Source organism: Desulfomarina profundi (genome assembly GCF_019703855.1).
Classification (GTDB): Bacteria; Desulfobacterota; Desulfobulbia; order Desulfobulbales; family Desulfocapsaceae; genus Desulfomarina; species Desulfomarina profundi.
This window is the reverse complement of sequence record NZ_AP024086.1, coordinates 171,400-187,489: the sequence shown is the minus strand read 5'-3', so window position 1 is coordinate 187,489 and position 16,090 is coordinate 171,400. Positions and strand designations below refer to the sequence as shown.

Annotated in this window: 8 protein-coding genes, 1 tRNA gene and 2 pseudogenes; 5 read left to right on the top strand and 6 right to left on the bottom strand. The window is 43.4% G+C overall.

Annotation, left to right across the window (positions count from 1 at the left end):
- The first annotated feature begins 287 nt into the window (after positions 1-287).
- The 4 genes and pseudogenes from istA to LO777_RS00815 all read left to right on the top strand — a co-directional run bounded on the left by istA (position 288) and on the right by LO777_RS00815 (position 6,538).
- A pseudogene (gene istA / locus LO777_RS00830) lies at positions 288-1,771 on the top strand (IS21 family transposase).
- A complete protein-coding gene (gene istB / locus LO777_RS00825; RefSeq protein ID WP_228854202.1) occupies positions 1,768-2,529 on the top strand; it encodes an IS21-like element helper ATPase IstB in 762 nt (253 codons plus the stop codon). The pseudogene istA and the gene istB overlap by 4 nt, the downstream one beginning before the upstream one ends.
- Before the next feature lie 396 nt (positions 2,530-2,925).
- On the top strand, positions 2,926-5,745 hold the full coding sequence (locus LO777_RS00820; protein WP_228855697.1) for a DUF5906 domain-containing protein: 2,820 nt from the start codon (positions 2,926-2,928) through the stop codon (positions 5,743-5,745).
- Positions 5,746-6,277: 532 nt separating this feature from the next.
- Positions 6,278-6,538 carry a hypothetical protein gene (locus LO777_RS00815; RefSeq protein ID WP_228855696.1) on the top strand — a complete coding sequence of 87 codons (261 nt, stop codon included), beginning with the start codon at positions 6,278-6,280 and terminating at the stop codon, positions 6,536-6,538.
- 238 nt (positions 6,539-6,776) lie between these two features.
- Here LO777_RS00815 and LO777_RS00810 read toward each other — a convergent pair whose 3' ends face one another.
- Positions 6,777-7,790, bottom strand: coding sequence for an IS5 family transposase (locus tag LO777_RS00810; protein ID WP_228855695.1), 1,014 nt, complete (start codon positions 7,788-7,790; stop codon positions 6,777-6,779).
- Between the two features lie 139 nt (positions 7,791-7,929).
- The gene (locus tag LO777_RS00805) at positions 7,930-8,988 is read right to left on the bottom strand and encodes a restriction endonuclease (protein WP_228855694.1); all 1,059 of its coding nucleotides are present in this window, start codon (positions 8,986-8,988) and stop codon (positions 7,930-7,932) included.
- 266 nt (positions 8,989-9,254) lie between these two features.
- Between LO777_RS00805 and LO777_RS00800 the strand changes: the two are divergent.
- Positions 9,255-10,672: pseudogene (locus tag LO777_RS00800) on the top strand (IS1380 family transposase).
- 866 nt (positions 10,673-11,538) lie between these two features.
- Here LO777_RS00800 and LO777_RS00795 read toward each other — a convergent pair.
- The 4 genes from LO777_RS00795 to glnA form a co-directional block, all read right to left on the bottom strand.
- Positions 11,539-11,615, bottom strand: a tRNA-Arg gene (locus LO777_RS00795).
- Positions 11,616-11,708: 93 nt separating this feature from the next.
- Positions 11,709-14,042, bottom strand: a complete 2,334-nt coding sequence (cysS, locus tag LO777_RS00790; RefSeq protein ID WP_228855693.1) for a cysteine--tRNA ligase — start codon at positions 14,040-14,042, stop codon at positions 11,709-11,711.
- Between the two features lie 28 nt (positions 14,043-14,070).
- Positions 14,071-14,541, bottom strand: a complete 471-nt coding sequence (locus tag LO777_RS00785) for a DciA family protein (protein WP_228855692.1) — start codon at positions 14,539-14,541, stop codon at positions 14,071-14,073.
- Positions 14,542-14,735: 194 nt separating this feature from the next.
- Complete coding sequence (glnA, locus tag LO777_RS00780) at positions 14,736-16,064, bottom strand: type I glutamate--ammonia ligase (protein WP_268907487.1); 1,329 nt, start codon at positions 16,062-16,064, stop codon at positions 14,736-14,738.
- Between the last annotated feature and the right edge of the window lie 26 nt (positions 16,065-16,090).

The following is a 16,090-nucleotide window of genomic DNA, read 5'->3' as shown; positions in this document are numbered from 1 at the left end:
CGGACAGCGCAGCCTGGGCTTTCTGTACTAGTATTTACGATGGAGGTAAAAAAAAATGAATGGAAAGGAAAAAACACTACAATACACAAGAGCACAAGTTTCGCACCTTTCACCTAACCAAATGCATAAGGATCGCTTATACACTCGTAAGGAGGCAGCTGATATTTTGAGGGTAAAACCAAACACTCTCGCTGTGACCAGCGACAATTATAATTCCTTTTGACGACAATTAAATTTCCCGGAAAATTGTGATCTGATTATTCATATTTCTCAAAGGAGGAATATGGATGGTCACAGATATTCAGGTGAGGAAATTGAAGAAATACTTAAGTCAAGGGAAGACGTTGGAAGTAGCAGCGGCTAGAGCCGGCATGGATGAGAAAACCGGTCGCAAGTATAGAGATAATGGCAAATTGCCAAGTGAGATCAGTGCGGAGCGAGTGAGGGAGTGGCGAACTCGTAAAGATCCTTTTGAAGGTATATGGCCAGAGGTTTTACAATTTCTGGAAACTAATGAAGGTTTGGAAGCCAAAACTCTTTTTACCCATTTTCAAAGGATTTATCCCGGTTCTTTTGGAGATGGCCAGCTCCGCACGTTTCAACGTCGAGTAAAAACCTGGCGTTGTACAGAAGGTCCAGGACGTGAAGTTTATTTTCCCCAGGTGCATGTGCCTGCACGGTTGAGTCAGTCTGATTTTACAGATATGTCCCAATTACAGATCAGTATTGGTGGTCAGCCTTTTGATCACCTGATCTACCATTTTGTGCTGACATATTCGAACTGGGAGACAGGAACGATCTGTTTTTCCGAGAGTTTCGAAAGCCTGAGCGAAGGATTACAGAAGAGTCTATGGAAACTTGGCGGAGTTCCAGAACAACATCAAACAGACAGGTTGTCAGCTGCGGTGAATAAACCGGATAACCCGGAAGAGTTTACCCGTGGCTACCAGGGGCTTTTGGCCCATTACAAATTGCAAGGCCGTAAAATCAATTCGTCAAGCCCCACGAAAATGGTGACATTGAGCAGCGCCATCATCGTTTCAAGAAAGCCGTAGATCAGGCCCTGATGCTGCGAGGTAACCGGGATTTTACTACACGCAAGGAATATGAGTTATTTCTACAGAAGCTGTTTGCACAACTCAACTGCAACCGCCAGGAGCGCTTTCAAGAAGAACAGTCGATGTTGCGTCCACTGCCTTCGGGTAAGCTCGACACATGTACTCGTTTTGAAGTTCGAGTTGGTCCCAGCAGTACGATCAGAGTAAAGCACAAGGTTTACTCGGTGAATAGTCGACTTATCAAAGAAACAGTCACAGTGCGGCTGTATGCAGAGTATCTGGAGATCTGGTACGGTCAGAAACATATTGAGAATATCCCCAGAATACGAGGCGGTAGCAAACATTATATCCAGTACCGCCATATAATTGACTGGCTGGTTCGAAAACCCGGTGCATTTGAGAACTACAGATACCGCAGTGATCTTTTTCCTACGAGCAGGTTCCGGGTTGCCTATGACTCTCTGCGCAAATTTCGTACCGTTACGGGAGCAGCAAAAGAATACTTATCTATTTTACAGCTTGCTGCCCAAGATAATGAGACAGCTGTAGATGATGCCCTTCGTCATCTGATTGACCATGAAAAGAACATTGATTTTGCCCAGGTAAAAACACTGCTTGTCTCTGGTAAACCGGTTGAACCGATTACCAATATTTCTGTCCAGACTGTTGCCCTCACAGGCTATGATCAACTCTTACAGGAGGGTTGCAGATGAGTTCAACCGATAATCGAATTATCCTGGATGCGTCTCTTAAAAAGCTTTATCTGTCAACTATCCGAGCCTGTTACCAGGAGGAGGCGGATTTGGCGAGAAAGGAATCACTAAGCTATGAATCATACCTTCAGGAACTGGTTGTGCGGGAGTGTGAAGAAAGACGCCATAAACGCATTACCAGATATTTGCGAGAATCCAGACTGCCCCTGGAAAAAAACTTAGCTTCGTTTGAAATGGATCGGCTTCCGGCCAAACTGAGCGGCTTTGTCAATAGTTTGCTGGAAGGTTCTTTTCTTGACAGGTGTGAAAACATACTAGCTTTTGGAAACCCAGGTAGTGGAAAAACCCATCTGCTCTGTGCCATTGCCCAGGAACTGATTAACAAGGATAGGCGTGTTTTCTTTTCTCCGTGCAGTCTGCTGGTGCAAAATCTGCTGGTGGCCAAAAAGGAGCTTGTTCTTCCAAGATTTCTGAAAAAACTTGCCAAGTATGATGCCATACTGATCGACGATATCGGCTATGTCCAGCAAAGCCGAGAAGAAATGGAAGTGCTCTTTACCCTTCTTGCGTATTGTTATGAACGGAACAGTATCATGCTAACCAGCAATTTACCATTTTCACAGTGGGAGAAGATATTTAAAGATCCAATGACTACGGCTGCAGCGATAGACCGGCTTGTGCATCATAGCGTAATACTGGAACTTAATCTTGATAGCTACAGACTGGAAAAAGCAAAACAAAGCCTTGAGGAAAATTAATAATCACAGAATAGGGGGCTCTGCCCCCAACCCCCGAGGTTTAACGCATTGTGGCCATGAGGATGAAGAAAGAAAAGACCGGGCAAATCCTTATACCCGGTCTTCATCCTTACGGCACTCATCTCGGCGCTCGGGTCGCTCCTCAGCGTTGCCCTATCCTCCGGATGAGTACAAATAAGTTACATTTTAGATGAGGACACTGCAACAGAAACAGAAAAAGCAATGAAATATTATTGCGTATTATTATGTGGTTAAGGCCGGAATTATAATTGTCGCCAGCCGGGAATTATAATTGTCGTTGATTACCCAACAAAGATAGGAAGCTGCGTTCGTTACAAATGGTCAGAACTTGAAAAGTTCATCAACGATAACACTATGCCAAGATAGGAGGCAGCCATGAGTAAAAAGATAGAGCTGCCAAATACGAGCTCACAAAACACGATGAGATATTCTCAAGAAATTGATGAGTTAGTTTCTTTTACCAAATTCACTAAAAAAGATGGTAACTTAACAAAAACTATTTCCTTAGATGAGAATGGCACGATAGAAAAAGATTCCAGTGAGTGTTACTTGTCAGAGGGTATAGCTGAAACTGTCACAACAAAGTTTAAAGATCTCCCCAAGTACATCAACCGCCTGGAACAGAACCAGGCGATAAGTATAGGCATCTCCTCGAAAAATAAAACTAAAATATGCTCTCGCAGGCAGATAGACAGACTGTCTGAAAAAGTTTACATCACTAGAACTTTAGATAATTTTTGTTTCCCAGAGAGGAAACAAGGGCTGATTCTATTGGATTGCGACAGTGATATCCCTGTGGATGAGGTTCTGGAAATTCTATCTGAAATTATCCCGGATTTTGACCAAACAGCAAGAATCATAAAACCGTCCGTGTCTGCAGGCCTTCACAGAAAATCAACGGGAAAACAACTTTCCGGTGGAAATAGTGCTCACATTTATGCACTAGTCCAAAATGCCGCTGATATCCAGAGATTCGGGAAAGTCCTCCACGAGCGATTAATTCTTGCAGGACACGGCCATGTTGAATTTTCAAAAGATGGCAAGATTCTGATTAGAACTTTAGTTGATCAATATGTATACAGCCCTGAGCGATTGATTTTCGAAGCTCCCCCAATTTTGGTTGGTGACATTGAACAGAGTATTACTAACACAAAATATATTAAGGGTAAGGCTTTGGATACGGTTCAACTCCAGGAACTCAGTGGAACTGAGATCATCCAGTACGAAAATATCCTGCGGGAACTACGAGATAAAAACAAAGGAAAAGCTGAAGAAATACACGCTAAATTCATCAAGAAGGAAGGTAAAAGAATTGCAACAGAACACAATATACCCATTCAGGAAGCTGAGAAAAGAATAGAGAGTCGTTCAAAGGGTATTTTAAGCGGGGACGATATCATAAATTTCGACAATGGCACTTCATCAACCGTTCGAATTATTCTACAGAATCCTGAGCTGTATGATGGCAAAACCATGCCTGATCCTCTTGAACCAGATTATGGTGGCGGACGTAACAAAGCAATTCTCTATGCCAACGCTGAATCAGGGGTTCCTCTCATCCATAGTTTCGCCCACGGAGAACGAACATATTTCCTGCTTTATGATTTTAAAGATCTTGATGAAATGTTTACAAACGGCCCTCGTATCTCTTTAGCAGAAAGCGCAGAGTTATTAGTTAATGCCGATGTCACTGATGCAGAGTATGAGGTGCTTATTCAAAAAATCCGAAATAAACTCAGCCTGGGAGCGAAGATTGTACGTACTGCATTAAAAAATGCACAAGCCCAGACAACAAATCACTCCGTAGAGGACGAAGAGCAGTATAAGACTGAGCTATCTGATACCCTGAATCTCAGATATGGTGTAGCAACATATGGCGGGAAAACTGTCATAATTGAAGAGAAATATGATGAGGTGTTAGAGTGTTACTCCATTGCTTTCCATAAGTCTACAGAACTTTCCGACTATTATGCAAATCAACCTATTACCAACCCAAACACAAAAAAAAGGCAGAATATATTTCAAGCCTGGTTGAAGTCATGCAACAGGAACACTTTTGACGATGTTATTTTCAAGCCCGACTCAACAACATTTCGGTCAGGGGATAGAGTAATACAGCAAGGCGGTAAATATAACCTCTGGCAGGGCTACACCTTGATTCCTGCTCAGGGGGATTGTTCACTGATCCTGCAGCATATCCGTGAAGTGTGGTGTGGTGGAGATGAAGAGATGTATGAGTATGTCCTTAACTGGCTAGCTGATATGTTTCAGCACCCGGAGAGACCAGGCAAAACAGCACTTGTATTAAGGTCTGGGCAGGGAGCTGGGAAGAACATAATTGCTGACAAAGTAATAGCTTACTTCTTCGGTATCCATGCTCTTATAGCAAATAGAGCTGATGATTTCTTAGGACGCTTTAATAGCGCTTTAGGGCATGCCGTGTTCGTTTTCGTCAACGAGGCGGTTTGGGGTGGTAACAAAGAAAAACAGGGTATTCTCAAAGCCCTTATTACAGATAGATACATCACTATAGAGCGTAAGTACCATGAAGGGACTAAGGTTTCTAACTGCTCGCACCTGCTGTTCTCCTCCAATGAATCATGGGTGGCACCCACTGAAATAGGTGACAGGAGGTTTGTGTATTTACCCGTCTCTGATCATAAAAAGGGAGATGCTGTGTATTTCAAAAATCTGGTATCTCAGATAGAGAATAAAGGGCGTGCTGCTTTTCTCTATGAAATGCTGAACAGGGATCTGAGTGATGTTGATCTTACCAGGATGCCTGCGAATCAGAGCGCCCAGCGCCTAACTGACCAGCTGCAGTCAGCTGCCCCTCATATCAAGTTCATATCTGATATCCTGGGTGACCCTCTTTTTGAATCATATCGTAGGAATAAAAATTTCACAGAAATGGATCATCCTCTCGAATTAGTTTGGAATGCAGATGGGTGGACTGTTATTAAGGACGATTTATTCATAATGTATCAGATTTTTTGCAAGAATAGTCGGCACGACACTCCCGTCAGTAAAGATGTTTTTTTTAGGCTGATTAACCGTGACATACCTGGACTGATAACAACTTGCAAACCATCAGATAACAATAAAAGGTTAAATTGTGTGAAATTCCAAGCAATTGACGACGCTAGAACGATATTTAAAGAAGCGACTGGGTTTGAAATTGAACGAGAGGCGTAAGTAGTGTCCGGCCTGGCGTTAAAATGTCCGGGCTCTGAGCGAGGCCGGACATAAATATATGATTATCTTTCGTATAGTTATACTCTATGTCTACCATGTCTACCCTATTTTAGAAACTATTTATATTTTAAATAAATTATAAAAAATAAATTAGGATTACTAAAAAGTTTTTGAAAATAGGAGGGTAGCCCGGACATGCGTTCAGTCATTGTCATAAAGGATCCGATTGAAACGGGGCTTATTTGGGTACCAACGTATTCTCCATGCACCCTTGAATTATGATATAATTAATGTGTTAGGTTATATTCCACCAACGAACTGAAGAGTACCACATGTGGACAGAAGAACGTAGAAGAAAACAGGCTCAAATATGTAAAGAAACGAAACCTTGGAAACACAGTTCTGGCCCCAGAAGCAGAGAAGGTAAAAAAATTGCCTCTCAGAATGCTCTTAAGCATGGTTTCAGAGGCGGCATTCTCCGGCAGGCCAACAACCTTATTTCACGCAACAACAAATTATTGAAGGAAATAAAATGAAAGAAATAGCAATAATAAACGAAGCCGAAAATCAGCTAATAGAACTGGAACAAGCTGTTTCTGCAGGTAATTACTCCGCTCTCAGCCAACTGCTTTTGCAACAAGCCTTGTCGCTTCATCTGGTTGGTAATGAGTTTTTACAAAAAGCAGAAAAATACGAGAAGTTATATGCGAAGAAGGCTTATTTGGATGTTGCCTTCCGCGCCTATGGTCAATCACTGAAATCGATGCGGGCTGTTCGGGAGCTGAGCAAATAATCATGTAATCCCGGAAAGAGTCTTTTGCCGAGTGTGGTTCTTTCATAAATAGAAGCATCTGAAGGCTACTTTGAAAAATTAAGATTCAGCTCAAGAAATTTCACCACATAGTAAATATTCCCACTCGCAGAGAATGAACGTACATTCCTGGATGCCAAATGAGCCTGTAATGCTCTCATTTGAACCAGCTTTTCGCTGGCTTGCTCTGTTCTTCTTCAAACAGAGTAGACTACCCCCATCAAGTAGTCACAAGTTGAACATACCGAGTAAGATTAAACGCCATATTTCTCAAACCAATTTTCGCTATTATTCGAATAAAACCTATCCCCCGCAAGAGCGTTCCTCCTGTACGCATAGCTTGAACGCCGAAGATATGCTCAACTCGACTGCGAATACGTGATCGGGTTCTGTTCCCTTGCTGTTCTCTTTTGGTGAGCTTTTTCTTTCGCGAACCTTTGCGCTGAATGTGCTCACGAAAACCTTGTATTTTCAACTCGGTTAGAGATTCTTCAGAACGATAAGCTGAATCCGCCCACACGTCCCTGCTTGTGTTACACGGATCAAGAAGGTCAGTAAAAACCCGGCTGTCATGAACACTTGCATCGGTAACCTCATAGCTCCGGATAAACTTGTAACCAACATCTACACTGATATGATTTTTGTAGCCAAAATATGATTTACCGTTTTTCTTCGTCCACCGGACATCAATATCTTTTTGATTCTTTTTGGCCGTACTCCACGACTTTATCTTTTTGCCAGCCTTAATCTCTTTATTTTCATCTCGAGTATTTCTTTGAATCGGCACACGGACAATACTGGCACCTACAATCTGACCTTTCTGTGCACGAAACCCGTTGTCACGGAGAAACTGGTCAAATTGAGTAAACAAGATTTCGATAATGTTTGATTTCGCCAACTCTTCCCTGAAACGAAATATGGTGGTAGAATCTGGTACCTTATCGCCTTCACGGATACCAAGGAATCGCGAAAACGAGTAACGGTCAAGAATTTGAAATTCAAGTTTCTCGTCAGAAAGGTTGTACAGAGCCTGAATTATCAGAACTTTGAACATTAAAATTGAATCATAACCCTTTGCACCAGCAGGAGATTTTCTCGGCTTTTCTCTCGACAGGTCAATTAACTTTCTGAACTGCTCCCAGTCGATTACTTCGTTGAGTTTTGCAAGAGGATCGCCAACGTTATCAATACGTGCAAGGCGCTTGCTGTAGTCAAATAATCCTGGTTGATTCATAGCCTCACCTCTTAGAGAGTAATCTAGAGCAGTCCCGTTATGTAACATGCTGTAAATATACATTAATTTCTATATTCTTGCCATGGTTTCTAAAGGCTACAATGATTTTATTCGGCTATTTTGCAAAGAACCCTATAATTTATTTATAATTGTCAAGTGATGTCTTCAAGTCGTTGTAGGTACCTCTGTAAGATTTTGGGTTTTCTCTTTGTGCTTTAGCATATAATTTGTTAAATTCGATTCTGGGAAGACTTCTGCTCTTTTTTAATTCTTTCAATAAATGATAACCTTCTGCCTCACGCTCAATAGAATATCTTTTACTAAAAAGTGTCTCGTATTTGTCGTCATAAAAGTAATTGAAAATATTATTAATGACTGACTGAGGAGCTTCTTTTAGATTTAGTTCATTTTCCCACCACTTAATGTTGTTTTGTAGGTTTTCTAATTCAATGCTGAAATCCCCATGGGAATCCTCCTTTGCACTTTGAATAATAAAATTCCAGACCTTTTTAGGAATTTTATTATTCCCTCGATCTTTAATCCTACTAATTTTATTATAGGCTTCAACATTGATCTCAATATCGGTTTGTTGCAAGTGTATGGAGTCTGGCCAAGTTTCTTTGGCATATTTGCATATTTGCTCCATCACATCATCAGGAATGGTAGTATTTATCGCTCCAATTGGCTCAATATAATTCCTGTCTTCAGAGTAACATTCCATAATCCATGAAATGAGGATGTCTCGATCTACCAGTACACAATTCACACTCTCCGCAAAAATTTTTGCTTGCTTGGTAAAGTGACTGTTGGTAATAACCATGGCCTCTGAGCAAAAGTAATGGCCTTTACCCGCAACCGCATCACTTACAGCTCTTCTTGATACGTTTGATGAGTAGCGCTTTACTTGAATTGCATATTTACTACCTCCAAATGAGGCAACGATATCCACACCAAAATCACCGGATCCCTTTGTAATCTCTACTTCTTGGTATCCTTTTCGACCAAGAAGCCATGCAATATATTTTTCAAACTCAAGACCACTCAGATTGTCGACATTTGACAATCTGATCGCTCTTAATCTAGCTTCTTCTCGTTGCCTTTTTAGAATTATTTCTTTATGGATTCTTTCTTCCTCTTTGATGACGTTTTTTACGTACCAAAAAAAGAAGAACACAATTAGAAGGAGAATAATGTACACTTTTATAACCAAAGACGTAATTAAATTAGATTTAGGGTTGCAGAATAAAATTCTTTCAAAAGTTTATTCCAGCATAATGACTCATATGTTATTTTTGATTTCTTTTCCTCTCTGGTAAATAAAGATCCTCGGGGCAAGCCCTCCGCTAACGCTCGCCTTTCGTTTCACTCTAGCCCGGATTTCTCATTAAAATAAAGAAAATAGGCTATAAATGTTGTAATATTGTCGTTATTCCAGAACGATAACTCAAACAACAAAAATAGCCTATGAAAACAGAGTGTACTCAAATTAAAAGCAGATTTCAAGCGCTGGGAAAACGAGAAATCAGAGCAGATTTCGATGGGGGTTCAATCAGTTCCGATGGAGGGGCTCTGCTTCTTCGCGAGGTTGAAAAGCGTACAGCAATTGTCAGGCGATTTGCAGAGTGTTTTACAGATTTCCGTGATCCAAGGCGAATAGAACATGATGTTGTTTCGCTGGTATCTCAACGGGTGTTTGGTCTTGCTCTGGGGTATGAGGATCTTAATGATCATGACGAGCTGTCAAAAGATCAAATGCTGGCGGTAGCTGTTGGCAAAAGTGATCCCACAGGCAATGATCGTAAGTCATTAAAAGATAAAGGGAAACCACTCGCCCAAAAGAGTACGCTCAATCGTCTTGAGCTATCAGCTCAGGGTGATCTTTCAGGTAGCATGTACAAGAAGATAGGGCTTGATGAAGAGAAAGTAGACAATCTGTTGGTTGATATTTTTCTCGAGTCAACGCCAATAGCGCCACCGCAGATCATCCTCGATGTTGACGCAACTGACGACCCATTGCACGGCAATCAGGAGGGACGGTTCTTCCATGGTTACTACAAGACATACTGCTGTTTACCTCTCTACATTTTCTGTGGTGAGCACTTGCTCTGTGCCCGACTGCGCACGGCAGATAATGATGCAGCTTCCAGGACAGTGGAAGAGTTGGCACCGATTGTTGAACGTATTCGTAACAGGTGGCCGAATACCCAAATAGTTGTTCGAGGTGATAGTGGTTTTTGCCGTGAAGAACTGATGAGTTGGTGCGAAGACAATGATGTCGATTTCGTTCTTGGTGTCGCAAAAAAAACAGCCGATTGAAGGCCGAGATAGAAGAAGAAATGGCCTTGGTCAAAGCTCTGTTCCAATGCAGTGGTAATTCATCGCATGTCTTCAAGGATTTTTGTTGCAGGACCTTGAATACCTGGCGCTGGTATCGGAGAGTTATTGGTAAAGCTGAGTATTTGCCAAAAGGCGAAAATCCTCGGTTTATTGTTACATCGCTGCCAGAGTCACAGTACGACGCGAAGGTTTTATATGAGCAGATATACTGTGCGCGGGGAGACATGGAGAATCGAATCAAAGAGCAGCAGTTAATGCTCTTTGCCGCGCGGACCAGCACCAGTAAAATGAGGAGCAATCAAATACGCCTCTACTTCTCGTCAATCGCATACATTCTGTTGCAAACACTGCGACAGCTCTGCCTGACAGGGACAGAAATGGCAAGGGCTCAATGCGATACTATCAGACTGAAAATATTAATAATTGTGGCCAAAGTCAAAATCACGGTACGGAAAGTATGGATAAGCCTGGCAACTGGCTATCCGTATAAGGAGCTTTGGGACACGATTCTCTACCGATTAGCTGGAATACCCGTGCAAGGCTAAAAAACCGGCTCCGTGAAAAACCATAGCGGAGCTGTGTCTAGAAACACAGGTTTTGGCTTATTTTGCCGAATGAGTAAGGTTTTTGAGCTAGAAATTATCAATACCAGATAGCCGGAAGGTATTTGCATAGGGTGACACTGGTCCAAAGCTGGCCAGACCTGAAAATGCTGGTCAGCTTTGGACTTGATGAGAAATCCGGGCTAGTTCCGTTGTGGTTGTAATATTTGTTGCGGCTGGCAACGTAGGGCTGGGCCATGCAAAGATAAAACTACAGGCCCACCCGGCAATTAAGTTCAGTGGTTATTCGAGGACGCAATGTTCTGTTACATGATCTGTCACTACTAATTTGCAAAAATGAAAAGTCGCAAATAGCAGTGTCAAATCATTCCACCGCATAATGTCGATTATGAATAATGGCATCTCTTCCACAGTTTCTCTATTGAATCCAGTTCAGATGAATCATCACCACCAGCTCATACAACAGGCCATTAAACATAACCGAAGTCATTATGCGACATTGCCCGAGCTTCGTAATTACTTTGTCGGTTGTTTTACCATCTGCCCTTAGTTTCCCGCTAAAGCGGAAGGGAGGAAAGGACAAAGCACCAAATCAAATAACCTTCTGCCAAAAATTCTGCCAAAAAAAATGTCTGGACGCGAGGGGTGACCTATTTCGCAAAAAGGATGCCATGCATAAGCTGGTCGGTATACGTCTTGATATATGGGAGGATGTAAAGAGGTATGTCACTATAAAAGAATAACCTCTACTCTACAAACAGAGACAGAAGTTCATGTATCTCATCTGACGGGCATCTGACCAAACAAAAACAGCCGTCTAGTCAAACCAACTAAGTGACTGATATATTTGGTACGCCCGGCAGGATTCGAACCTGCGACCTACGGATTAGAAGTCCGTTGCTCTATCCAGCTGAGCTACGAGCGCACTATATTACCAACCAGCTTGAGAAACCGTGCATAAATACGGACGGTACTATAACCAACGTAGAACAAAATGCAACACCATTCTTACCTGGAGTCAGTTCAGTTTCCCTTCGCAGATCCGTTTCCAGATCGGGCCGTTTTCCGTATCAATAACAGTGATTCCTTTCCGTGCCAGTTCATCCCTTGCGGCATCCGCCGCCAGCCAGTCCTTTTTCAGGCGGGCCTCTTCCCTCAACTTTATCAGGGCATTGACATCAGGTGCCAGTGGACAGCCTTCCAGTCTGAAGATATTGAGAACCCGATTAATCTTCTCCAGAGTCTCAAGAATATAGTTTCTCTGGTCCTGATCCAGATGATTCACCTGGAGAATGGGATTGAGTTTTTTGATAAAGGTATAGATACCACTCATCCCCTTTGAAACATTCAAGTCATCATCCATAGCCCGGAAGAACTGTTTTTCCATGGTCGAGACATAAGCAGTTACCTCGGGATGGGGCATTCCAGGAGGAAGACAGTGCAGTTTGCAGGTGAATTCATCAAGACGCCGTAATGCCGTCCGCACTGATTCAAGGCGTTTCAAGGAAAAATTAATCGGCTTCCGATAGTGAACTGAAAGCAGCATGAAGCGCACTTCCCGTCCACTGTATCCGCGTGCCAGCAGATCCCGCAAGGTTACTCTGTTACCGGCCTCCCTTGACATGTTCTTCGAATCAACCACAACCATTTCCGAATGGAGCCAGTAATTGGCCAGGGGTTTTCCGGTCAGTGCCTCGGCAATGGCTATTTCATTTTCGTGGTGAGGAAAGATCAGGTTTCTGCTGGATGTATGAATATCCATAGTCGAGCCAAGGTTGGTGGTAGCCATGGCGGAGCATTCCACATGCCAGCTCGGTCGCACGTTTCCCCAGTCTGTTTCAAAAAAGATCCCCTTTTTTAACTCACCCAGTGTTGAGCGTTTGAGAAGTGTAAAATCCCGAGGATTATCTTTTTCGTAGTTATCCAGGTCAACGGTTTTACCGAGTTGAATTTTTCCAAGATCGATACCGGATAAACGCCCGTACTTTTTGAATTTGGAAATATCGAAATAGATGGAACCGTGTTTTTCATAAGCATACCCCTTGTGAATCAGCTCATGGGACATCTCGATCATGTTGCCGATATATTCGGAGGCCTTCGGGTAATCTTTTGCCGGCTTAACTCCCAGAGTTTCAATATCCTCCAGAAAACTGGCTATATAGCGATCAGTGAATTCTTTGAGGGGTTGTCCCGCCTTTTCCGCGCCTTCAATTGTCCGGTCATCAATATCGGTGAAATTCATATAGGAATCCACCGTAAACCCTTTTTCCTCCAAAGTTCTGGTAATAAGGTCTGCCACCACGAAGCGTCTACATATCTGGAGGTCGGCAAATTCGTAAGCAGTAGGGCCGCATGAATAAAAAGTGGCTCTGCCCTTCTGGAGAGGGACAAAGGGTTCCTTTTTCTTGCTCATCGTATTGTAGAAAAGCAGTTGATCCTCTTTTTTTTCTTTCTTTTCAATGGAAAAAAGAGGTGTGCTGAGATATCTCTCACCACCGTCCGGCAGCATAACAACGACCAGACCTTTATTCAGTTTTTCAGCATAATGAATGGCAGCAGACATAGCCGCTCCACTGCTCATCCCCACAAGCAGACCTTCCTCTTTAGCAAGACTCCTGGCCATGGCAAAGGATGGTTCATCATCTACAGACACCACTTCAGACGGAATATTTTTATCAAAAATACCGGGACGATAGGACTCCTTCATATTTTTCAGTCCCTGAATCTTGTGACCAAGATGCGGTTCAACAGCGATGACCTTCACATGGGGCTGAAACTCGTTAAACCAGGCGCAGAGCCCCATGACGGTTCCGGATGTCCCGAGTGTCGCCACAAGATGAGTCACCCTGCCTTCCGTCTGTTCCCATATTTCCGGTGCAGTCCGGTCATAATGGGCACGCCAGTTGGCCTCGTTATTGAACTGGTCAGCGAGAAAGTATCGCTCCGGGTATTCCCGTGCCATGCCGTAGGCCTTTTCAATAGCACCGTCAGTTGCCCTTTTAGCTGGAGTGAGCAGAATTTCAGCACCGTAGGCCTGCATTATTTTTCGCCGCTCGATGGAAGCGGACTCGGGCATGACAAGGGTACACCTGTAACCTTTAGCGGCACAGACCATAGCCAGACCGATACCCGTATTGCCGCTGGTAGCCTCCAGCACGATTTTATCTTTTGTCAGCTCGCCGCTTTTTTCTCCCGCTTCAATCATGGAAAGCGAAATCCGTTCCTTCACGGAACCACCTGGATTGCAGGACTCCAACTTTCCATATATCTGTACGGAATCATCTTTAAAAAGTCTATTGATTCTTACGAGGGGCGTATAGCCGATAGCGCTTAAAATATTATCGTGTAACATATTCTATTTCTTTGAAGGCTACTTGTTTTCATTTTTCTTTAATTCTGCATGCCCGGGAAAGATACCAGAACTGCATCAGGGCGTCTCGACATTTTTCGTCTGCAATAATGCTGACCTGCCGCTCGAACGCCGCCACTTCTTCCTTGTCGGGTTTGACAAATGTTACAGATTGTATCGATGTTTTCTCATCACTCTTCTCTCCAACAGGAAGAACCATTTTAATATCGTCAAGACGGTTCAGACGAAGAGCCTGATTCAACACGTCCAGAAGCTGCATCTTTTCAAACTGCATCTGCTGCAGCCAGGATGAATTTTCTACTTCAATCCAGAGTACATTCCGCACAATTTTAAGAGGACGGACATATGTATAAATTTCCTGACCCACGAGTTCCCGCCAGCGTGGAAAAATTGAATACAAATCCAGCTGTTTTTCCCATCCCTGCTCCCGTACAAGCTCAGGAAGCAACCCCGCAAGCGATCTTGCCTTCTTTTTTTTCACTCCAGTCAATATCCCTGGTCAATATCATCAAAATTCACCCCCTGAATCCACTACGGATTCAAGGTATCCTGGAAACAGACACTACTTTTAATTAAAAAAATTGGCAAGAATTGTTATACCCGAACCCCCAAAACAGAAAAAGCCCCTGCACTGTGGCGAAGTGCAGGGGCCGATTACGAGCATCCGGTCAGGAATTAATAAATAGTGAGGTATTCATCCAGTTCCCAATCGGTCACTGCTGTTCTGAAGCTGTCCCATTCCTTTTCCTTGGCTTCGATATATTTTTCAAAGATATGATCCCCAAGGGTTTCTCTGGCAATAGGATTCGTTTTCAATTCTTCAAGAGCTTCCTTGAGACTGGCAGGCATAACCTTGATGCCTTCCTCTTCCATCTCGGCTCCACTCATTTTGAAGATATCCTTTGCAACTTCTGCAGGTGGCGTCAGGTTGTTTTTAACCCCGTCCAACCCGGAGTTAAGCATCATCGCCAGGGCAAGGTAGGGGTTGCAGCTCGGATCCGGGCAACGAATCTCGGTACGGGTAGAAAGACCACGGGCAGCCGGGATCCTGATAAGTGCTGAACGGTTGGAAGCAGACCATGCGGCATAAACCGGTGCCTCATACCCGGGAACAAGGCGTTTATAGGAATTGACCAGGGGATTAGTCACCGCAGCAAAACCACGGGCATTTTTCAGGGAGCCGGCTATATAGGAATAGGCAACTTTGGAAAGCTGCAGTTCATCGCTCTCGTCAAAAAAGGCGTTGGTGCCATCAAGGTTAAAAAGGGACTGGTTGGTATGCATACCCGAACCATTAATACCAAAGATAGGCTTAGGCATAAAGGTCGCGTGCAGACCATATTTGGCAGCGATTGACTTGACAACCCATTTGAATGTGACTGTATTGTCCGCTGCCTCAAGGGCATCAGCATATTTGAAATTGATCTCATGCTGTCCCTCGGCAACCTCGTGATGGGATGCCTCAATCTCAAAGTTCATGGCTTCAAGGGTCTCGATGATTTCACGGCGGCAATCATTGGCCATATCCTCAGGATCCAGTGAAAAATAACCGGCGACATCGTTTGTTATGGTTGTGGGCGCCCCATCCTCATCCCTTTCAAAGAGGAAAAATTCCGCTTCTGTTCCCACGTTCATGGTATATCCCATTTCTCTGGCCTCAGCCAGAACACGCTTGAGATTGACCCTGGGACATCCACCAAAAGGAGTACCGTCAGACTTATAAACATCACAGATTATACGAGCGGCAGCCACACCATCCCTGTTCCGCCAGGGAAGTACGGTAAAAGTGTTATAATCAGGTTTGAGATACATGTCCGACTCGTTGATGCGGACAAATCCGTCAATGGAGGAACCGTCAAACATCATATCCCCGTCAAGGGCTTTGCCTATCTGGCTTTTCGGAATTGCTACATTCTTCATAAAGCCCAGAATATCCACAAACTGAAGGCGAAAATACTGAATATTCTCATCTTCAATTGTCTGCATTATTTCTTCCCTAGTCATTTTCACAGCCTCCTTGTGTTCGATAA

Bases quoted from the DNA above. Each gene is read 5' to 3' on its own strand.
- istB (WP_228854202.1), top strand. From the start codon at position 1,768: ATGAGTTCAACCGATAATCGAATTATCCTGGATGCGTCTCTTAAAAAG.
- LO777_RS00820 (WP_228855697.1), top strand. From the start codon at position 2,926: ATGAGTAAAAAGATAGAGCTGCCAAATACGAGCTCACAAAACACGATG.
- LO777_RS00815 (WP_228855696.1), top strand. From the start codon at position 6,278: ATGAAAGAAATAGCAATAATAAACGAAGCCGAAAATCAGCTAATAGAA.
- LO777_RS00810 (WP_228855695.1), bottom strand. From the start codon at position 7,790: ATGAATCAACCAGGATTATTTGACTACAGCAAGCGCCTTGCACGTATT.
- cysS (WP_228855693.1), bottom strand. From the start codon at position 14,042: ATGTTACACGATAATATTTTAAGCGCTATCGGCTATACGCCCCTCGTA.
- glnA (WP_268907487.1), bottom strand. From the start codon at position 16,064: ATGACTAGGGAAGAAATAATGCAGACAATTGAAGATGAGAATATTCAG.